This is a genomic window from Pedobacter aquatilis, from assembly GCF_032678405.1.
GTDB lineage: Bacteria > Bacteroidota > Bacteroidia > Sphingobacteriales > Sphingobacteriaceae > Pedobacter > Pedobacter aquatilis_A.
The window spans coordinates 669,028-688,789 of record NZ_JAVTSJ010000002.1 but is presented as its reverse complement, the minus strand read 5'-3'; the positions used below and the strand labels follow the sequence as shown (position 1 = coordinate 688,789).

Sequence of the window (19,762 nt, the reverse complement as noted above, 5' to 3'; positions counted from 1 at the left end):
AGCAACTAAAATACTGAAAGTTAACTACATAACAACACCAAATTACGCAATAATAATTAGGCCAGATATTTCCCCACTATTGGCATTCTTCGGCCCATTCCAAAAGCCTTAGGCGATACCCGAAGAATTGGCGGCGTTTGATAACGTTTAAACTCTGCAACGTTTACCATTTTTAAAATCCTTTTTACCAATGCTTCATCAAATCCGTCAGCAATTAACCTGGCCGAACCTTTTTTTAATTCGATATGTCCGTATAAAATCTTGTCGAGGATATCATATTCAGGGAGAGAATCTGAATCCTTCTGATCGGGCCTAAGCTCAGCCGATGGTGGTTTAACGATGGTATTGATTGGAATAATTTCCTTTTCTTTATTAATATATCTCGCCAGCTGGAACACCTGCGTCTTATAAACATCGCCAATTACACCTATCGCACCACACATATCCCCGTATAAAGTGCCGTAACCAACAGCACATTCACTTTTATTGGATGTGTTTAGCAGAATGTAACCAAATTTATTGCTCATTGCCATCACTACGGTTCCGCGAATCCTGGCCTGAATATTTTCTTCGGTTAAATTAAAAGGTAATCCTTTAAACGCTGGAGCCAGCATACTATCGAAAGCTTCAGCAGCATCTTTAATCGGAACAATTTCATGCATACAACCAATGTTATTGGCTAAATCCAATGCATCCTGAACAGAATGGTCAGAAGAAAATTTCGACGGCATTAAAACAGCCATAACATTCTCCGCACCCAAGGCCCTGCAGGCTAAAGCGCAAACCACAGCCGAATCTATTCCGCCTGACAAGCCTAAAACTGCTTTGGTAAAGCCCGATTTTTTAAAGTAATCCTGTATACCAAGTATTAAGGCATCATGAATTTGTTCGATATCTGTTGAACGTTCAGGTTTCGGATATTTGTTACGGACGCTTTCAACTTCTGTCAAATCAAAAACTTGTAAATCTTCTTCAAAGTATTTCATTTCGGCTTTTGTTTCGCCATCAGCATCGAAAACTAAAGAACCGCCATCGAAAATGATTTCAGTTTGTGCACCAACCTGGTTTACATAAAAAACAGGTAACCTATACTTTTTCGCATTATCAGAAAGTACTTTTATGCGTTCATCATCATGCGTGTAAGAAAAAGGTGAAGCTGCGATATTAATCATCACATCAGGTTGCTGCTTAATCAGTTCATCCATTGGATTAGATACGTATAATGGATTATCGTTAATATTCCATAAATCCTCGCAAATGGTTAATGCAATTTTTTTGCCTTTGAAATCAATACAATTAAATGTAGTAGCTGGTTCGAAATAGCGATACTCATCAAATACGTCGTAAGTTGGCAGTAAAGCCTTTTTTGTTACAGCTTTTACTTTTCCATCCTCAATAAAATAAGCGGCATTAAATAAATCTTTACCTTGTAAAACATCGTTACGAACAGGCAAGCCAACAATACATGCTATATCTGTACAATGTTTCGCAATTTCTTGTGCAGCGCTTTCACAAAGTGAAATAAACTCATCAAATTCCAGGAAATCTCTCGGCGGATAGCCACAGATAGCAAGTTCGGCAAAAACAACGAGTTCGGCTCCTTTACTTTTAGCCAGTTGAATATTACTGATAATTTTAGCTGTATTGGCTTCAAAGTTGCCAATGTGGTAATTGAGTTGCGCTAAGGCTATTTTCATTTTTGTTGAATCAATTAGTTTGTAAAGCGTAGCATTTCTAATACTTAGAAAAACACGCCAAAATTTAGGGCCAGGTAATGGTTTTTGGTATCTCTGCCCGAATTACTTGTAATATTAGTAAAACCATTGTTAAAGGTTAGGCCTGCAAGAATACTGGTATTACCCGAAATATCAAATTCACCGCCACCCCCAATAACCAGGCCTGCACGGTAAAATCTTGTCCAGTCCGAAATATTCTGGTTATCGCCAACTTTAGCGCCATTTCTTACAGCATCTTGCTTTGCACTTATATTAAATGCGTTTGATAAACCAAACTGGCCATACCATCGTTTTCCATCAGTTTTAAGCGTTTTAAGTTTTACGGTAAGTGGTAATTCAATATATTGTAATTTATATTTTAAATCGTATGTTACCGGATTAGTTGAACTGCTGGTTGCATTGTAAGGGAGTACATTTACTTCAGTACTTTTCCCGTTAATTGTAGTTATTGTTAATGCTGTTGAAAAACTATAATTGGGTGCGAAATTAAAATCACCCATTATACCATAAGAAAAACCCAGTCCAACGCCTTCTGTTTTACCCTGTTCAGGTTTAATCCACCCGATGGTTGGTGTAGCAGTTAGCCCTAACCTGAAACCATAGCCAGGTCCGCTGAAATTTTGTGCCCAAACACCAATACTTAAAAAAGATAAAATTAAAATTGTTGAGATTCTTTTCATAGTTATGTCTTTATATATTTGTTATAAATGAAGTATAACGTAAAACACACGCAAATTTATCTATTTTTTCTTTTTGCACTTGCATTTATTTCCTGCAAGCAAAGCAACAGACCAGATGTAAGCGATATTAAGGTTGACATTAAGATCGACAGATTTGACAATGAATTACTTGCAGGAAAAGGTAAAGATATTGAACAAACGAATAATATACTTGCGAAAAAGTACGGTTTCTTTTACGATGACTACATCCATAAAATGGTTGGAACGCCAGAATATGCCGGGCCTGAGATTATTGCCACACTTTACAAAGACCCTGCGTATAATGATCTAATGAAAGAAGTTGATAGTGTTTACACCACGTTAAAGCCACAGGAAGAAGGATTAACAGAAACTTTTAAATACATTAAATATTACTACCCAAAAATAAAAGTACCACGTTTCATCACTTTTGTTTCGGGGTTTTCATATCCAACACCCATTGGTGAGGGTTATCTGGGAATAGGCTTAGATACTTTTTTAGGCAAGGACAGCAAGTTTTACAGGGGAATTATTGAGAGTGTTCCATTATATATGTCCAGACGGTTTACGCCTGAAAACATCGTTCCACGGGTTGCTGAAACTTTTGCACATGAAGAACTTTTTCCAGAACCAGATGCAAACCGAACCCTCTTATCGAAAATGATTTTTCAGGGTAAAATACTTTATTTCCTGGATCAGGTTTTACCAGAAAACATTACTGATTCTACAAAGATTGGCTACACCAGCGACCAGCTTGGCTGGGCACAGAATTTCGAGCAGGATATATGGGCATATTTTTTAGAAAACAATACACTTTACGAAACCGATTACCAGAAAATTCAGGTTTATTTATCTGATGGCCCCTTTACGCCAGGTTTAGGCGAAAACAGGGAGTCGGCGCCAAAATTAGGTGTATGGACAGGATGGCAAATTGTTAGAAAGTACATGAAAGAAAATCCAAAGGTTACATTACAGGAGCTCATGGCAGATAATGATGCACAAAAGATTTTGAATAAATCGAAGTACAAGCCCAAAAGAAAATAGTTTGCAGATTTTAAATTGCCAGGAGTAAAAATTATTTTTCTGCAACAATTCTGCAAATTAACCATCTAACCATAAATCAACAGTTAATCAGCATTATGAAAGTCGGTATAGTTTTATCAGGGGGAGGAATAAGAGGCATTGCCCACTTAGGCGTACTTAAAGCATTTAGCAATTTAGGCATTACGTTCAGCCACATCAGCGGTACAAGTGCAGGTGCAATTGCCGGTGCTTTTTTTGCCGCAGGTATCGATCCTGAAGAAGGGCTGAATATCTTCCTTAAAACAAAACTATGGCGTTTTGTAAGGCCCGCTGTTGGCTCACTGGGCTTAATTAATATTGAAAACACTGCCTTAATATTAAAAGAATATTTCCCTGAGGATTCGATTAAGAAATTAAAAATTCCACTAACCATTGCTGCTGTAAATTTTAGTGAAGGCCGTTTGGTTTACTTTAAAAAAGGGCCTTTAATCCGCTCGATACATGCATCGAGCTGTATACCTGGTATTTTTAAACCCATTATGATTGACGGGCAAATGTATGTTGATGGCGGAATTTTAAATAATTTCCCTGTTGAACCTTTGATGGAGAATTGTGATTTTATCATCGGTTCATCCTGTAATCACCTTAAACCTGTGGATAAAATTACGGGAATCACCAATTTAATGGGCCGTGCAGGCGTTATGTCCATCAACCATGATATGGAACGTAAAGCCAAATTCTGTAATGTAATGATTGAACCAAAAGGTTTGGGTGCCATTAGTACATTTGACATGAAACGTGCTGAAGATATTTATTGGCTGGCGCACGAAGAAGCATTAATTACAATAAAGAACAGCCCTACGATTTCGGAATTGATAACGAAATGATAAACAGAAGCTATTTTTATAACCAAGCTTGTCATTTTGAGGAAAGTCGAGAAATCTTAATCAATTGAAGAACCTTCTTTCAGCTTATTACGTGATAATAAGCTTAGATATCCAAGGATAATTAGTTGATTTATCTATGGTTTCAAAGCGACTAATCTTTCTCCTTCCAAAACAGGAATTGCCGAGCATACATTTAACTGAAGGCAAAAAACAACATCCTCTTCAATGTTCAATTGTGCCAAACGATGACTATGGGAAGATTTGTGTAAGTATTTTCTTAAATCATCTTTTGCCAATAAGTACAAATCTTCAGCAGCTACGCTTGAGTCATCGAAATGTTCGAAGTTTTTTCTCAGCCTATTTACAACGGCACCAGCAAACAAGGTATCCTCCAGATTAAACTGGTCTTTCCAACCGGCACACAACAGAAGTACATTTTTATCTTGCGAGGCTAAATAATCACAAAGTGAATCGAGATTTAAGAAGGCCCCAATCACTACCTGGTAAGCGCTTTTATTTGCCAAATGCAATGCTTTGGTTCCGTTGGTTGTAGTTAATACGATTGTTTTGCCCTCAACTTTTTCTTTGGTGTAAGAGAAAGGGGAATTCCCAAAATCATAGCCTTCTACCACCTCACCATTTCGCTCTGCAGCAAGTAGATAACCTTTATCGGCATAAGCTAAACAATCATCAACATTGGCTACAGGAATAATAGCTTCTGCACCGTTTTCGATGCCATAAGTTATCGATGAAGTTGCCCTTAAAATATCAATGACAACAACAATGCTCTGATCGATATCGTATAAGTCAATCAATGCGGGCGTTAAACAAACTTCAATTTTTTTTGACACGGAAAAAAAGTTAAAGGTAAAGGTTAAAGGTCTGAGCAATTATACTGAACCTTTAACCCTTAAACCCTATTTATAAAAAGGGAACTTAACTACTTTTGCTTTAATTGGCGTATTTCGGATATTAATAAATACTTCGGTGCCTTCTTTAGCAAAATCTTTAGCTACATAGCCCATTCCAATTGCCTTTTGCAAAGAAGGTGCTTGTGTTCCTGAAGTTACTTTACCAATGATATTTCCAGAGGCGTCAGCAATTTCGTAATCGTGACGAGGGATACCCCTGTCTATCATTTCGAAACCAACCAGTTTTTTCTGAACGCCAGCTTCTTTTTGTGCTTGTAAAGCTTCAGAATTGGTGAAGGTTTTAGCAAATTTGGTAATCCAGCCTAAACCTGCTTCAATTGGTGAAGTAGTATCATCTATATCATTTCCGTATAAACAGAAACCCATTTCTAAACGTAAAGTGTCGCGGGCACCAAGACCAATTGGCTTAATATTGTAAGCTTTACCAGCTTCAAAAATGGCATCCCATATTTTATCAGCATGTTCGTTTTCGAAATAAATCTCAAAACCACCAGCACCTGTGTAACCTGTAGCAGAAATTACAACATTTTCAACACCTGCAAAAGTACATTTTACAAAAGTGTAGTATTCCATTGAAGCCAAATCTACATCCGTTAAGGTCTGTAAAGCATCAGCAGCTTTAGGCCCCTGAATGGCCAATAAAGAAGTTTTATCCGAAATATTGTGCATTTCAACAGCCTTATCATTAAACTGCTGAATCCAGTTCCAGTCTTTTTCTATGTTCGATGCATTTACAACCAGCATGTAGGTTTTTTCATCGATACGGTAAACTAAAAGATCGTCTACAATACCACCATCCTTATTAGGGAGGCAAGAATATTGCACTTTACCATCATAAAGTTTCGAGGCATCGTTACTGGTTACACGTTGAATTAAATCCAAAGCATCATCACCCTTTAAAATAAATTCGCCCATGTGGCTAACATCAAAAACGCCAACGCCATTACGCACTGTTGCATGTTCTGCATTAATACCCTCATAGGTTACGGGCATATTATAGCCTGCAAATGGAACCATTTTAGCGCCTAAAGCGATGTGTTTTTCTGTTAAAGCGGTGTTTTTCATCATATGTAATTCTTGCGGGCAAAAGTACTAAGAAAATGGTAAAATTATACGTTAAAGTTTAAAGCTTTAGCCTGAACTTTATATATTGCGAAACACCAGATAAACTTAGCCGTAACTTAAACTCAGAAGCTTATGCCTCAACAAATCCGTTTTAGAAGAACGTTCCTGATCATTTTTCTGATAGGCTGCTCGCTGCATTCCTTTGGTCAAAAGCTTTTTTCGGTAAAAATTGATCCAAGAGTTGAAGCTGCAAGTATATTCTTTACACTTGCAACTGTTGATACCGTTGATGTAAAACCAACACCCTCAACTTACTTTAAGGCTGTAAAAGATTTCTTTAAGGTTTATAATCACCATCCATCACTTAACTGGTATAGAAAATTAGATACCTGGGATGGGCCCGACATGGCTTCAATCGGGCTTTTTCTTACAGATAAATATCCTTTTAAATTAAAGGTAAAACCTGATGTAAACTATATCAGAAGTGCACCAATTGATACCTTTTTGTTGTATTTCAATAGATTTTATAAAGAATGTAAGGTTGCTGACTTTCTCTCTAAACATCACAATGAATATCACTCGATTTGCACACATGGTGAAAAGGTTATCGGCGATAGCAAGATATTGGACTATGTGAAAACTTTTTTTACCTCAAAACAAAATGGCGAATTTATTATTTATGCCGATGTACTAAACAACCATGGTTCGAATGCAATAATATCCGAAAATGAAGGCTTTGAGGGAAAAATAATTTCCAAAGCCGGGTATATTAATGATGCATCAAAAAAATTATCTGAAAATAGCCCGGTTATTTTTGAACCGGCGCTAAATGTTGTAGCACACGAATGCAGCCACATTTACCTGAATAACTTTACAAAGTTGTACTTCGACAGGCTTGTAAAAATTAAAAATCATTTTCTCACCTTAAGCTCCGGCAAGGTATTGAATGAATTGCAATGGGAAAATGAAATGAATGAACTCCTTGTTAGGGTTGCTGTAGCCAAAATACTGGAGGATAAATTTGATCAGGAAACGGCAACGAAAGAGATAAACAATCAGTCAATTCATTTTAAATGGGCAAAAGATTTATATAGTTTCTTTAACAATTATACTTCAAATCGTAAGAAGTATAAAAGTATCGAAGATTTTTACCCGGAAATTATAACCTTTCTGGAAACTAAAGCCGGAAGTTAAACAGCGGCTAGTGTTTCATATATCTTTAGCATATTGCCGGCAACCAAATCAACGGCATGATCTTTTTCTACAGTATTTCGGGCATTTTCGCCAATTTCCATCCAGCGTTTTGGGTTAATGATACATTGCAAAATAGAACGGTAAAATTCATCAGCAGTATCGGCAATTAAAATATCATGACCATGCCTGCAGTTTATTCCCTCAGCAGCGGTAGTTGTGGCGATAATACATTTCTTCATTGCCATACCTTCAATAATTTTCACCCGCATTCCCGTTCCTGAAATTAGAGGAACAATCATTATGGCTTTGGAATTCATGAATTCTACAGCATCAAAAACTTCGCCTTCAACAATCAGGTTATCCGAATCATACTCAAAAAAATGCTTTTGCATATTTTTACCGGCGATATAAAAACGAAGATCCTTATTTAATTTCTCGATATCCGGCCAGATATCATCGAGAAACCATTCGAGTCCTTCCTGATTTGGCCTCCAGTCCATCGCTCCTAAATGAAAAAGCGTAGGGAAACTGGTTTTTGATTTATCGACTTTATATCGCGTTAAATCAATTGCCACGGGAAAAACCGTCATTGGAATTTCGCAGCCAAATTTGATAATACTCTGCCTGTCTGGTTCGCTGATTGCAAAAATGTGATGGAAGCGGTTAATTTGTTCGGTTTCGTAAGCTTTTAGCCTTTGGGCTAAAAACGCCAGGTATTTCCGGCGTATCAGGAAGCTTTCTGAATAGGAAAGTCGCTCCCACATGGTAAATTCAATATTGTGTGCCCGGTAAATCAACTTGGCACTGCTGTTGGCCTTTACTACATCGAGGTATGGAACTACAAAAAGTCCTTCGAACTGAATGATATCGAATGTGTTTTCCCTTAATAAATTTTCGAGCTGCCGGGCGGCATCTTCGGTAAAATACCTCGAAACATTGTACGATTCATTGGTAAAAATGTTAAAGAACGCCGACCACATATTTACGCCGGTATCTATATCCTGGCTATAAGTTTTAACTTGTTCAAAAACGGGGTCGGAAATATCTTCTAAATCAATTCTTACATTTAAAGGATTTAAACTAAACAAAGTGATATCTGCACCAAGTTGCAGCAATCCTTTCATGGTGTTATAAACCACAATTGGATAACCACTGTTTGGCGGGAAGGGAATCCGCTTAGTAATTAACAGAATTTTCACAGTGTGGTGAAAATACGAAATTTAGACTGTTTTAGAAAACAAATCGAGTTGCGGATTACTTACGTTAAAGGTTTTTCTGTGAAAAGGAGACAAGCCAATTTCAATTACTGCCTTGCGATGTGCGATGGTTGGATAGCCTTTGTTTTGCTGCCAGTTGTAATGCGGATAGTCTACATGAAGTTTACTCATGTACTCATCGCGATGTGTTTTTGCAAGAATTGAAGCTGCCGCAATATTCAGGTATTTACCGTCGCCTTTTACAATGCAACTGTGCGGAATCTGCGGGTAAGCCTTAAATCGGTTTCCATCTATAACCAGGTATTGAGGTTTTGTACGAAGTTGTTCGATCGCCCTGTGCATTGCTAAAAACGATGCATTAAGAATATTAATCCTGTCGATTTCTTCATGATCACAAGAAGCCACCGCCCAGGCTAACGCTTCGCGTTCTATAACGGGCCTGAGTAAATCCCGCTGCTCGTGAGATAACTGTTTTGAATCGTTCAAACCTTCGAGCACAAAGCCTTTAGGTAAAATTACAGCCGCTGCAAAAACAGGTCCAGCCAGGCAACCCCTTCCGGCTTCATCGCAGCCCGCTTCTATAAATTCTTCCTGATAACAGTTTAATAACATTAACGCAAATTTAATTATTAACGGACAAATTTTGTTAAACGGACATCGATTGAGTAAATTAGTTTTAAACAATTGATCATGCCTTACAACGAAAACTTGGCAAACCGCATTGCCGAAAAATTAATCCACCTCCCCGATGTTGAAGAAAAGGAAATGTTTAGTGGTTTGGTTTTTATGGTTAATGGGAAAATGTGTATTGGTGTGATGAAAGATAAAATAATGCTTAGAATCAATCCGGAAAGCCTGGACTCTTTAACCAATGTAGACGGCTGGGAGCAAATGACCATGGGTAGCAAATTGATGAACGGTTACATTTTGGTTACGGAAGATGTTATAAACCAAAACATGGCACTGGATTTCTGGATTAAATTAGCTTTGGATTTTAATCCGCTGGCTAAAGCTTCAAAGAAAAAAACTAAACGCTAACGTTTTGCCCTTTTACATCGAATGCATCTCTTAAACCGATGGCCAGAACGTTAAATGCATAAACAGTTAACATAATTGCCAGACCCGGCAAAACGGCCAGGTAAGCAGCATCCATAATAATATAACCGTAATGTTCTTTAATCATACTTCCCCAGCTCGGCATAGGGGGTTGTGCGCCAAAGCCCAAAAAGCTTAAGCCTGTTTCGAGCAAAATAGCAGAGGCAAAGTTCGACGAGGCCACAACGAGTATCGGGCCAGCGATATTTGGCAATATGTGCTTAACAATGGTTCTTGAAGTACTAAAACCGAGCGCTTTAGCCGCCTCAACAAATTCAACTTCTTTTAGCGCCATTACCTGTCCGCGAACCAGCCGGGCTACATCCACCCAGGTTGATAAACCCACAGCAATAAAGATTTGCCAGAAACCTTTACCTAAAGCAAATGAAATTGCAATAACCAGTAATAAAGAAGGTAATGACCAAACCACATTCATAAACCAGCTTATTGCGGCATCAGTTTTGCCACCGAAATATCCCGCAATGGCGCCTAAACTAACGCCAATAAACAATGATATTAAAACGGCTATTAAGCCAACCGATAACGAAACACGTATTCCTAAAATTAAACGGCTCAGCAAATCACGTCCGTAAATATCGGTACCAAGCAAAAAGGTTTTCTTATAAATATTGTTCTTTTTGAATAAGGCTTCCGGTGTTTCATTTTTTGAGGTAATTACACATTCCGGACATAAGTTTTTCAACTCGTACCTGGTTTCCTTTGCTTGTTCTTCGCCAATAAATTCAGTCGCAAACACATCATCACCAGAAATCCTGAAAGAAGTAATTGGAATACTTTTGAAAAGGGGCTTCTGCCCGTTTAACATTCTTTCGAAAAAACCAACTTTATCAATATGGTCGTATCGTTCAATAATCATAAATGTAAACGTGGTGCCAGGTTTTTCCTTAGCAATCTGAACCTTTTGATTGTTTGCATTTGGTGAATCATCCGGCATTATTAAATAACCCAAAATGCCCATAAACATCAGCAAGGAAATAAAAATAAGACCTATTAAGGCAAGTTTATTTCGCCTGAACTTTAACCAGACTTTCTTTGATGGGCTATTATCCATTACCTAACCATTCTGCCTTTCCAATTGTATTTTCCACTGTTTCCAGCAATGCCGATATAGATAATGTAGAGGATGTGCAACACATTTAAAATAGGGATTAATATCATCAGGCTTCGCCTTTTGGCAAAACCAGTTACGTTCCATAAAAATAAGCTTTCTAAAAACATTTTAACCAATAACTGGTAAAATGTGACGGTTAAAAAGCCAGGAAGAAATAACCCACTTATAAAATTAACGAGAATGCTTAGGTTAAATACCCATACAAAAACACCTAAAACAATTATCGCCTTATTTTTATAGCGTGTGCTTTTCGAAGCCCAGCGCTTTCTTTGCTGAATAAAAGCGCTCAGGTTTTCTTTTGCATGTGTATAAACAATAGCTTCACGGCTTTTTAAAAAACCGATCCTGTCAGGATATTTGGCGGCAATTTTATGTAGTAACAACTCATCATCACCCGATGCAAGGTCATCAATTCCGCTAAAACCACCTACTTCATAGAATGTAGTTTTCTCATAAGCTAAATTCGCTCCATTACAGGTTGATGGCGACTTATTTCCAATTGTTGATGCACCTAAACCAATGAGGTATAAAAATTCAAGCGATTGTAAACGTTCAAATAAGTTTCTCTCCTGAAAATAAGCCACGGGCGAAGAAATCATCTTATAACCTTTTTCTTCGTATAACCCAACAATAGTTTTCAGCCAGTTTTCGCCCATCCGGCAATCGGCATCGGTAGTAATAATTAAATCGCCCGAGCAGGTCCCTATTGCCGTTTGTATCGCTTTCTTTTTGTAAGAATTTAGCGCCCTATCTTCATTTAACCGAATCAACCTGACATTTCTATCAGCATAACTCAAAACGATTTCTGCTGTTTTATCTGTAGAGTGGTCGTCGATAATAATAATTTCTGTTAATTTTTTTGGGTAACGCTGCGTTAAAAGATCATCTATGGTTTTACCTATATTTTGCTCTTCATCACGGGCTGCTACAATAATGGATACTTTCGTTTGAGCGGCTATTTCTCTAGGATTAAAATAGTTTAGTTTTTGCCACCCCCGGATAAAAGTTAAAACCAGGGCTCCATAAACCAGGGTGAGCAAAGCAGAAAATAGATTAATTAGATTTAGGTGTTCCAAAAAAATTGAGTTTAAAAACGAAATAAGTGCCTAATATAGCAGGAATAATAATATTTATTAACCAAATACTTGCCGTACACGCGATAACTGCAATATCGTGGTGTGTGATATAACCAAAAAAGTACGATGCAGTTATACTTCGTATACCAACATCAAACAAATCCAAAGATGGTAGCGTAGATTGAACAAAAAATAAGATACTGATCATCATCAGAATATCGGTATAATGCAATCCGGGGATAAGCCAGATAAAAAGGATGAAATACTGTGAACTAAACACTATATACCGGGCAAGGCAAAACATTAATATTTTAAATAATTCGCCTTTTTTATAGCGGCCTAAAATGCTGTAAAACTTTTTGTATTTCCTGGTGAATTTAAAGGATAACAGCATCCCGTTTAGCCATTGGATATTGAAATAGAAAACTGCAAAAAACAAACAGAAGACAACTACAACAACCTGGATGGCAAAAAAAAGACGGTAATCTAAATCGATAAATTTGTAGATAAATACACTCAATGCAATTGCCCCAAAAATATTGGTTAATACCAGCTGACCGATATTTCCAACGGCCATCGCAACTACACCGACTATACGCCGTTTAGGAGACAAAAAGAAAACCCGTCCGCCGTATTCGCCCAAACGGTTTGGTGTAAAAATGGCCAAGGTTAAACCGCAGAAAACAGACTCTATAGCTTTGTAAAAACTAATACTTTCTATCCGGGCCATTAGATGTTTCCATTTTGCGGCTTCCAGAAACCAGTTTACAAACATCAGCAGAAAAACAAAACCGATTACACCTATAATCTCTGCCTGAGGAAGCCCGTTTAATAGTGACTCGAAATTTTTCAGGTTTTTATTTGCGGCAATTTTATGGTAGATAAACCAGAATGCAAAGACTACAATTGCTGCTTTAATAACGAATGATAATATTTTTTTATTCCTTGCTGTCAAGTTTATCTTATTAGTTTGCAAATATGCTTAATATTGCTGTAATGTTAGCTGAAAAAAAGGAACGGATAATTATGGGCATCGACCCGGGTACAGCGGTGATGGGTTATGGCATAATTTTAGAAAAAGGGAACAAAACAGAACTAATTAGTTTGGGTATTGTGAAAATGACACACCTCGATGATCCTTTCTTAAAACTCCAGCGGATTTTCGAAAAAACGGTTGTACTTATTGACCAGTATAAACCGGATGTTTTGGCGATTGAAGCACCTTTTTATGGAAAGAATGTTCAAGTACTATTAAAACTGGGCAGGGCACAAGGCATTGCAATTGCCGCTGCTCTTTCAAGAAATATTCCGGTAACAGAATACTCACCACGAAAAATAAAACAATCGATAACGGGTAATGGCAGCGCCACTAAAGAACAAGTTGCGGCCATGCTACAACGTTTATTAAATTTTAAGGAAACACCAGAGTTTTTAGATGCAACAGATGGTTTGGCCGTTGCGGTTTGCCATTCTTTTCAAAAAATAACTGCGGGAGGAAAATCTAAAACCTATTCTGGCTGGGAATCATTTGTTAGCGACAACAAGAGTAAAGTTAAAGGTTTGGTGGTGAAAAAGAAGTAATTTACATTTTTCGAATCTGCTAACAAAGTCGTCATTGCGAGGCACGAAGCAATCTCTTTTGCGAGAAAGATTGCTTCGTGCCTCGCAATGACGAAGCTTCAAACTCTTCTTGCTTTATAATATTTAAATGCAATAACTCCTAAAACTGCTGCCAAAATTAACATCCACAAATTTGACAGGGCTAAAACAAATTCCATAAAAATACTCCAGCCATTTAAAATATTTAACCATAAACGGGTTGCAAAAGCGGGTTTGTAATCTGACAAGGTATCATTAGCTACTACCATTGTTTTTACAGTATTGTCTTGATAAAAATTCAGTGTAATATTACTGTATTTCACCTTGCTATCAATCAGCATATTTTCTATTTTTTTATCAATTAAATCATCTTTAATCAGCATCGATGTTTCTACATTCGGGCTCTTTTTTGTGGCTAGTTTATTGATTCTGCTAACTGCTTCAATACGATTTTCGGCCTTTAATTTATTAGCCAGATAAGCAATGCTCTGGTCATCTAATTTTAACGATTGATTATCAACAAACACCGCCATTTTTGCTACTGTATTCGTAAATTCATCTAATTTATCTGATGGCACTTTTGCAACTAAATATCCTTCAGTTCTATACGAGGTTATTTCTTTTAACGAATCTGTAGATTGTTTTACCTTATCAGTTTCTTGTACTACACTTTGAATGGAAAACTCGGCTACAGTGCCACCTTCGGCCTTAATAGCTTTACTTAGTTTCTCTTTAGTATTTTGAACATCCTTTACACGAAACCGCATATCGGCAGTTTTTATAATTTTTTCAGCATTTCCCTGGTTGGCAACAGAAATACTGTCTGCAGCTATGGCGGCAGTTGGTGCGACAGATTCATATTTTTTTTCTGCATTCTGGCAGCCAAACAAGCCTAAAATTATGGCTATAGCAATAATATTCCTTTTCATGATTCGATGATTTTAAGTTTTTAATCATTTTAAAATATTACCTAATGGCCATTAGATATTTTTGACGTTCTGGTTAGTTTAATCGTCTTTTTCCCTTTATACAAAAAAGCGATTTAGGTAACCCATTTTGTTATGATAACCGAATAATGAAAATGGAATTCAGTTTTTTTTAGGAAAGCAAATGTAGTTTTGCATTGGTTAAAGCAGTCCCGCCATACATTCCAATCTTTTAAAAAAACTCCTGTACTGCTGAGGCACGAAGCATCTGCAAGAAATAGAACAGATGCTTCGTACCTCAGCATGACAGGATATTAAAGGTTGCTGCTATTTTAAAAGTATTTTCATTGCTGTCGGGTTTAAAACAGATAGGTTTACCTAAGTAACCTAAACCTGATAAAAGCGACAGCCCCGAAATGCAATGAGGGCTACAGCGTTTAGCAGGGCTATCGGTACAAAAGTGTGCAGCACCTTGCTTTTCTAAAAATAATACTCATAAAAAACAAAAAAGCCAATTACGTAACTAACATAATTGGCTCTTGTATTTAGAGAGAAAATATTTTATGCGTCTAAAATTTTGAATACACCTTTAATGCTGATTATTGCACCGATGAAAAGAATAATCCATGACACCAAAGATAAAACCCAAGAATCGAATGCAAAACGTGCATAAGTACCAACCATACAAACCAGTACTCCAAAAATCATCATTTTATAAATTCCTGGCTGGTTAGCCGTTTTCATACTTTCTGTATTGTGCTTTAATTCGCTGTTCTCCATAATGTTTATTTTTATGATGCAGCAAAAGTAATACTTATTGCTGAATATATTATAAAGTTTAGTAACTTTTTAATTGTTCTAAACGTTGTTTTGCTTTTTCTTTATCACTTAAATTTTCACCTTTATATAAGGGTTTTTCCCAATCGCCATACATTGGGTTTGGAAGTACAATAAATTGGGTACCGAAAAGCTGCTGATGCTGGTTAACCTGCTCTATTGTATTTTTTTGTTCGCGATAAAAAACATTCGAAAAATCACTTAAATTATCGCCGCAAAGCATGAGAATATTATACCTTTCTGCAATTTTTTGCCTGCGTGGCTCTTTATTTGAAGTTCCCTGAGAAACCAATAAGTGAGCTTCATCTGCATAAGGAAATCCAAAAGTCTGTAAATTTTTAAGAGTGGCAGCATGATCCTTTTCATCGCGATTGCTGAGGTAAAATGTTTCGATATTTTTTGTTGCCGCAAATTTTAAAAATGCCAGGGCACCTGGCACTGTATCTGCTTTTGCAAGATTTGTCCATTCCGTCCAATCAGCCGGATTATAACTTAAGCCTTTTTTTATTTCATGTCCCTGAAAAGGTGAATTGTCTAAAACAGTTTCATCAATATCAACGATTACACAATTTGGCTTTTTACTTGTATCTGCCCATAAAGCTTCCTTTAAAGATAAGCGTGCAAAATTATAGGCTTGAAAACATAAGGCCGTGTACTCGCCTGATGTTTGTTGCCAGAGTACGGCATTGGTATAATCTCTTGCCGGCGACTGTGCTTTAAGCACAAATGGAAGGCAGCTTAGTGCAATAATTATGTACTTCTTCATATTTTCAAATTAGTATACAAAGATATTAAACTCCTTTTGAAGCATAAGCTACCATGGCGGTACAAATACATTTAATTATCAATGCATTAACAAAACACCACAAATAATTTACAGTAAAACACATAAGTATTAATTTCTTAGTTGAAGGATTTTCTTACTTTTAAGAACACACAAATAAAATCATTACTATGAAACCAAAAAATTTACTAGGGCTTGGAATAGCCTTACTTTGCCTTTCTGCATGCAAGAAAGAAAATCCATCCGTTGAGCCACCTATTGTGAAGCCTGATGAAACTGAAATAATCAGAGATAGTGCTTCTTATTTAATGGACGGGAAGCTTTATACTGCTTCGAGGTATTCCAGTGGCTGGAAAGCTTCTAATCTTCAACCAAATGCTAAAGTTGATTCTATTGTAAAAGGTGCTTATTACATATCCGGAGATAAAGACTCGGTGATGTATTCAAAAAATTATGCAATTTATAACAACACGCAGAAAATTGAGTTTATCTTCATCAAAAAGTATAAAAAAACAATGACTAATGGCTTTTTATTTGAGCCAAATAATATTAAAGATTTTTATGCCGCTGGTATACGAAATTATGCATTGGATTATGAGCGAACCAACAGCCAGAATGGTATAGCTATTATTGTATCCAATCAGGGATCGTATAAAACATATGGTTCTGATTCATTTCGAACCCCACCTACCTTAAGTGCCGATGCTCAAAAAAACTCGAAATTTGAAATCGTAAGTATTAAAAAATTAAAATCGGGTTTATATATTTTAGAGGCCAAATTTAATGCAACCGTTTACGATAGTAATAACGCCAGTAAAGCTATAGACGAAGGATATCTGAAGATAAATTTAGGATTATTAGACGAGTATTATAAATAACAAAAAAAGCCCATTTCAATTAAGAAATGGGCTTTCATATTTTAAGGAACTTAAGACTTTCGACTCAAGGCTCCAAACTATTTTATCCATTCAATGCTGCTGCACCACTTACAATCTCCGTTAACTCAGTTGTAATTGCTGCCTGACGAGCCTGGTTGTAAGAAAGTTTTAAGGCTTTCAATAACTCACCTGCATTTTCAGTTGCTTTATCCATTGATGTCATACGTGCGCCATGTTCAGATGCGTGAGAATCCAACACCGCTTTGTATAATTGAATTTTAATCGATTTCGGAATTAACTGTTCCACGATTTCTTCCTGCGAAGGTTCCAGAATGTAATCTACATTCGTAGCTTTAGCATCAGTAGTTGCTGCTTCTGCCTTAGGTAAAGGCAACAATTGTTCGGTAGTAATAAACTGAACTGCAGCATTTCTGAAACGGTTGTAAACCACTTCTACTTTATCAAAATCACCTTTAACAAAACCAGCCATAATAGCATCGGTAATTTTGGTTACGTTTTCAAAAGTTAAAGCAGAATACACTTCGTTATTGTTACCAATTACATTGTACTTACGTTTTTCGTAAAAATCCTGTGTTTTTTTACCAATAGAAATAATGCTTACGTTACCGTTTTTCAACTGTTCGCTATATTTCTCAGCAATTAAATTATTGGCCGCTTTAATTACGTTCATGTTAAATGCACCAGCTAAACCACGGTTAGATGATACAGTAACAATTAAAACCTTATTGGGCTCACGCTCTTGGATAAAAGGCGATGAAGATCCCTCTAAACTTGCCGAAAGATTCTCTAAAATTTCCTTCAGTTTCGTTGCATAAGGACGCAAAGCGATAATTGCATTTGTAGCACGTTTCAACTTAGCCGCCGAAACCATTTTCATAGCTTTGGTGATCTGCTGTGTTGATTGTACCGATGCAATCCGGTTTCTTACTTCTTTTAAATTAGCCATTCTTTATTTAGATGTGAGATGTGAGATGTAAGATGTGCGACGTTTAAGTCTACATCTCATATCTCAAATCTCATGTCTCAAATCCTATTAATATTTACTTGAAATTTCTTTTGCTACTGTATCTAAAACTCCGGTAATGTTGTCATCAAATTTACCAGCTTTTAAGGATGCTAAAGTTTCAGCATGACGTAGCTCTAATTGAGTTAAGAATTCATTTTCAAATTCTTTTACTTTATTAATCGGAACATTACGCATTAAGTTTTTAGTACCTGCATAAACAATTGCAACTTGTTTCTCTACAGTAAATGGAGAGAACTGCGCTTGTTTTAACATTTCTACGTTACGTGCACCTTTATCCAAAACCGATTTTGTAGCTGCATCTAAATCAGAACCGAATTTAGAGAAAGCCTCTAATTCACGGTATTGAGCCTGATCTAACTTTAAAGTACCTGCAACTTTTTTCATCGATTTAATCTGAGCATTACCACCCACACGTGATACCGAGATACCTACGTTAATTGCCGGACGGATACCTGAGTTGAATAAGTTCGACTCTAAGAAAATCTGGCCATCAGTAATCGAAATTACGTTGGTTGGAATATAAGCTGATACGTCACCTGCTTGTGTTTCGATAATTGGAAGTGCAGTTAATGAACCACCACCTTTAACGATATGTTTAATCGACTCAGGTAAATCGTTCATGTTTTTAGCGATATCATCGTTAGCGTTGATTTTCGCAGCTCTTTCCAATAAACGACTGTGTAAGTAGAAAACGTCTCCAGGATAAGCTTCACGGCCCGGTGGACGACGAAGTAATAAAGATACCTCACGGTAAGCAACAGCCTGTTTAGATAAATCATCATAAACAATTAATGCTGGTCTTCCTGTATCACGGAAAAATTCGCCAATTGCTGCACCTGCAAATGGAGCATAGAACTGCATTGGAGCAGGATCTGAAGCCGAAGCAGCAACAACAACTGTATATGGTAAAGCACCGTTTTCTTCCAAAGTACGTACAATGTTAGCTACGGTAGAGTTTTTCTGACCAATAGCAACATAAATACAGAACACTGGCTGGCCTGCTTCATAAAACTCTTTTTGGTTGATAATGGTATCGATACAAACGGCAGTTTTACCAATCTGGCGATCGCCAATAACCAACTCACGCTGACCACGACCGATTGGAATCATCGCATCGATTGCTTTAATACCAGTTTGTAAAGGTTCATTTACCGGCTGACGAAAAACTACACCTGGTGCTTTACGCTCCAAAGGCATTTCGTAAGTATCGCCAAGGATTGGACCTTTACCATCTAAAGGCTCTCCTAATGTATTAACTACACGGCCAAGCATACCTTCACCAACATTAATAGAGGCAATTTTTTTGGTACGTTTAATTGTATCACCTTCTTTGATCTCGTCTGAAGCACCCAAAAGTACCACACCAACGTTATCTTCTTCAAGGTTTAATACAATACCTTGTAAACCGTTTGCAAATTCAACCAACTCACCCGATTGAACTTTAGTTAAACCGTAAACACGGGCAATACCGTCGCCCACTTGCAACACGGTACCAACTTCTTCCAGTTCGGTTTCTGATTTGAAGCCCGCCAATTGCTGTCTGATAATTGCCGATACTTCGTCTGGTCTTACCTCTACCATAATTTTAATTTATATCTTTTTATAAATGTTTAGTGCTTAGCGCATGGCGCTTGG

General features: G+C 37.0%; 20 protein-coding genes. 6 read left to right on the top strand and 14 right to left on the bottom strand.

All coding sequences use genetic code 11. The annotated features are described in order from the left end of the window. Positions 1-56 precede the first annotated feature (56 nt). Positions 57-1,697 (bottom strand): NAD+ synthase, encoded by a 1,641-nt coding sequence (locus R2R71_RS08490; RefSeq protein ID WP_316830833.1) that lies wholly within the window; start codon positions 1,695-1,697, stop codon positions 57-59. A 44-nt stretch (positions 1,698-1,741) separates the two neighbouring features. Continuing rightward, on the bottom strand, positions 1,742-2,416 hold the full coding sequence (locus R2R71_RS08485) for a porin family protein (RefSeq protein WP_316830832.1): 675 nt from the start codon (positions 2,414-2,416) through the stop codon (positions 1,742-1,744). 27 nt (positions 2,417-2,443) lie between these two features. On the opposite strand from R2R71_RS08485, the gene gldB reads away from it, so the two are divergent. Both gldB and R2R71_RS08475 read left to right on the top strand, forming a co-directional pair. Beyond that, entirely contained in the window at positions 2,444-3,478 is a 1,035-nt protein-coding gene (gene gldB, locus R2R71_RS08480) for a gliding motility lipoprotein GldB (RefSeq protein ID WP_316830831.1), read from the top strand. 95 nt (positions 3,479-3,573) lie between these two features. Beyond that, positions 3,574-4,344: a patatin-like phospholipase family protein gene (locus R2R71_RS08475; RefSeq protein WP_316830830.1), complete on the top strand. Its 771-nt coding sequence runs from the start codon at positions 3,574-3,576 to the stop codon at positions 4,342-4,344. A 134-nt stretch (positions 4,345-4,478) separates the two neighbouring features. On the opposite strand, the gene R2R71_RS08470 is transcribed toward R2R71_RS08475, so the two are convergent. Both R2R71_RS08470 and gcvT read right to left on the bottom strand, forming a co-directional pair. Further along, entirely contained in the window at positions 4,479-5,195 is a 717-nt protein-coding gene (locus tag R2R71_RS08470) for a 2-phosphosulfolactate phosphatase (RefSeq protein WP_316830829.1), read from the bottom strand. Between the two features lie 66 nt (positions 5,196-5,261). After that, positions 5,262-6,341, bottom strand: a complete 1,080-nt coding sequence (gene gcvT / locus R2R71_RS08465) for a glycine cleavage system aminomethyltransferase GcvT (protein WP_316831001.1) — start codon at positions 6,339-6,341, stop codon at positions 5,262-5,264. A gap of 132 nt (positions 6,342-6,473) precedes the next feature. Here gcvT and R2R71_RS08460 point away from each other — a divergent pair, with 132 nt between their 5' ends. Continuing rightward, entirely contained in the window at positions 6,474-7,535 is a 1,062-nt protein-coding gene (locus R2R71_RS08460) for a DUF4932 domain-containing protein (RefSeq protein WP_316830828.1), read from the top strand. On the opposite strand, the gene R2R71_RS08455 is transcribed toward R2R71_RS08460, so the two are convergent. Next, a complete protein-coding gene (locus tag R2R71_RS08455) occupies positions 7,532-8,734 on the bottom strand; it encodes a glycosyltransferase family 4 protein (protein WP_316830827.1) in 1,203 nt (400 codons plus the stop codon). The genes R2R71_RS08460 and R2R71_RS08455 overlap by 4 nt on opposite strands. A gap of 21 nt (positions 8,735-8,755) precedes the next feature. Next, positions 8,756-9,364, bottom strand: a complete 609-nt coding sequence (locus tag R2R71_RS08450; protein ID WP_316830826.1) for a ribonuclease HII — start codon at positions 9,362-9,364, stop codon at positions 8,756-8,758. 78 nt (positions 9,365-9,442) lie between these two features. On the opposite strand from R2R71_RS08450, the gene R2R71_RS08445 reads away from it, so the two are divergent. Next, on the top strand, positions 9,443-9,790 hold the full coding sequence (locus R2R71_RS08445; protein WP_316830825.1) for a TfoX/Sxy family protein: 348 nt from the start codon (positions 9,443-9,445) through the stop codon (positions 9,788-9,790). Here the strand turns inward: R2R71_RS08445 and R2R71_RS08440 are convergent. The 3 genes from R2R71_RS08440 to R2R71_RS08430 are packed head-to-tail and all read right to left on the bottom strand — an operon-like array spanning position 9,780 to position 13,010. Further along, positions 9,780-10,919 (bottom strand): ABC transporter permease, encoded by a 1,140-nt coding sequence (locus R2R71_RS08440; protein ID WP_316830824.1) that lies wholly within the window; start codon positions 10,917-10,919, stop codon positions 9,780-9,782. The two genes, R2R71_RS08445 and R2R71_RS08440, sit on opposite strands and share 11 nt — an antisense overlap. Continuing rightward, positions 10,919-12,055: a glycosyltransferase family 2 protein gene (locus tag R2R71_RS08435; RefSeq protein ID WP_316830823.1), complete on the bottom strand. Its 1,137-nt coding sequence runs from the start codon at positions 12,053-12,055 to the stop codon at positions 10,919-10,921. Before R2R71_RS08435 ends, R2R71_RS08440 begins: the two co-directional genes overlap by 1 nt. Then, positions 12,033-13,010, bottom strand: coding sequence for a hypothetical protein (locus R2R71_RS08430; protein WP_316830822.1), 978 nt, complete (start codon positions 13,008-13,010; stop codon positions 12,033-12,035). Before R2R71_RS08430 ends, R2R71_RS08435 begins: the two co-directional genes overlap by 23 nt. 41 nt (positions 13,011-13,051) lie before the next feature. Here R2R71_RS08430 and ruvC point away from each other — a divergent pair, with 41 nt between their 5' ends. Next, complete coding sequence (gene ruvC, locus R2R71_RS08425) at positions 13,052-13,636, top strand: crossover junction endodeoxyribonuclease RuvC (RefSeq protein ID WP_316830821.1); 585 nt, start codon at positions 13,052-13,054, stop codon at positions 13,634-13,636. Between the two features lie 98 nt (positions 13,637-13,734). On the opposite strand, the gene R2R71_RS08420 is transcribed toward ruvC, so the two are convergent. The 3 genes from R2R71_RS08420 to R2R71_RS08410 form a co-directional block, all read right to left on the bottom strand. After that, positions 13,735-14,583, bottom strand: coding sequence for a DUF4349 domain-containing protein (locus R2R71_RS08420; RefSeq protein ID WP_316830820.1), 849 nt, complete (start codon positions 14,581-14,583; stop codon positions 13,735-13,737). Between the two features lie 558 nt (positions 14,584-15,141). Further along, positions 15,142-15,360: a hypothetical protein gene (locus tag R2R71_RS08415; RefSeq protein ID WP_056087881.1), complete on the bottom strand. Its 219-nt coding sequence runs from the start codon at positions 15,358-15,360 to the stop codon at positions 15,142-15,144. Positions 15,361-15,418: 58 nt separating this feature from the next. Further along, positions 15,419-16,183 (bottom strand): 5'-nucleotidase, lipoprotein e(P4) family, encoded by a 765-nt coding sequence (locus R2R71_RS08410; RefSeq protein ID WP_316830819.1) that lies wholly within the window; start codon positions 16,181-16,183, stop codon positions 15,419-15,421. 188 nt (positions 16,184-16,371) lie between these two features. Here R2R71_RS08410 and R2R71_RS08405 point away from each other — a divergent pair, with 188 nt between their 5' ends. Beyond that, positions 16,372-17,079 carry a hypothetical protein gene (locus R2R71_RS08405; protein WP_316830818.1) on the top strand — a complete coding sequence of 236 codons (708 nt, stop codon included), beginning with the start codon at positions 16,372-16,374 and terminating at the stop codon, positions 17,077-17,079. Positions 17,080-17,161: 82 nt separating this feature from the next. Here R2R71_RS08405 and atpG read toward each other — a convergent pair whose 3' ends face one another. Continuing rightward, positions 17,162-18,046, bottom strand: a complete 885-nt coding sequence (gene atpG / locus R2R71_RS08400; protein WP_316830817.1) for an ATP synthase F1 subunit gamma — start codon at positions 18,044-18,046, stop codon at positions 17,162-17,164. An 87-nt stretch (positions 18,047-18,133) separates the two neighbouring features. Further along, the gene (gene atpA, locus R2R71_RS08395; protein ID WP_316830816.1) at positions 18,134-19,708 is read right to left on the bottom strand and encodes a F0F1 ATP synthase subunit alpha; all 1,575 of its coding nucleotides are present in this window, start codon (positions 19,706-19,708) and stop codon (positions 18,134-18,136) included. Positions 19,709-19,762 lie beyond the last annotated feature (54 nt).

Bases quoted from the DNA above. Each gene is read 5' to 3' on its own strand.
- R2R71_RS08490 (WP_316830833.1), bottom strand. From the start codon at position 1,697: ATGAAAATAGCCTTAGCGCAACTCAATTACCACATTGGCAACTTTGAA.
- R2R71_RS08485 (WP_316830832.1), bottom strand. From the start codon at position 2,416: ATGAAAAGAATCTCAACAATTTTAATTTTATCTTTTTTAAGTATTGGT.
- gldB (WP_316830831.1), top strand. From the start codon at position 2,444: ATGAAGTATAACGTAAAACACACGCAAATTTATCTATTTTTTCTTTTT.
- R2R71_RS08475 (WP_316830830.1), top strand. From the start codon at position 3,574: ATGAAAGTCGGTATAGTTTTATCAGGGGGAGGAATAAGAGGCATTGCC.
- gcvT (WP_316831001.1), bottom strand. From the start codon at position 6,341: ATGAAAAACACCGCTTTAACAGAAAAACACATCGCTTTAGGCGCTAAA.
- R2R71_RS08460 (WP_316830828.1), top strand. From the start codon at position 6,474: ATGCCTCAACAAATCCGTTTTAGAAGAACGTTCCTGATCATTTTTCTG.
- R2R71_RS08450 (WP_316830826.1), bottom strand. From the start codon at position 9,364: ATGTTATTAAACTGTTATCAGGAAGAATTTATAGAAGCGGGCTGCGAT.
- R2R71_RS08445 (WP_316830825.1), top strand. From the start codon at position 9,443: ATGCCTTACAACGAAAACTTGGCAAACCGCATTGCCGAAAAATTAATC.
- R2R71_RS08440 (WP_316830824.1), bottom strand. From the start codon at position 10,919: ATGGATAATAGCCCATCAAAGAAAGTCTGGTTAAAGTTCAGGCGAAAT.
- ruvC (WP_316830821.1), top strand. From the start codon at position 13,052: ATGTTAGCTGAAAAAAAGGAACGGATAATTATGGGCATCGACCCGGGT.
- R2R71_RS08420 (WP_316830820.1), bottom strand. From the start codon at position 14,583: ATGAAAAGGAATATTATTGCTATAGCCATAATTTTAGGCTTGTTTGGC.
- R2R71_RS08415 (WP_056087881.1), bottom strand. From the start codon at position 15,360: ATGGAGAACAGCGAATTAAAGCACAATACAGAAAGTATGAAAACGGCT.
- R2R71_RS08410 (WP_316830819.1), bottom strand. From the start codon at position 16,183: ATGAAGAAGTACATAATTATTGCACTAAGCTGCCTTCCATTTGTGCTT.
- R2R71_RS08405 (WP_316830818.1), top strand. From the start codon at position 16,372: ATGAAACCAAAAAATTTACTAGGGCTTGGAATAGCCTTACTTTGCCTT.
- atpG (WP_316830817.1), bottom strand. From the start codon at position 18,046: ATGGCTAATTTAAAAGAAGTAAGAAACCGGATTGCATCGGTACAATCA.
- atpA (WP_316830816.1), bottom strand. From the start codon at position 19,708: ATGGTAGAGGTAAGACCAGACGAAGTATCGGCAATTATCAGACAGCAA.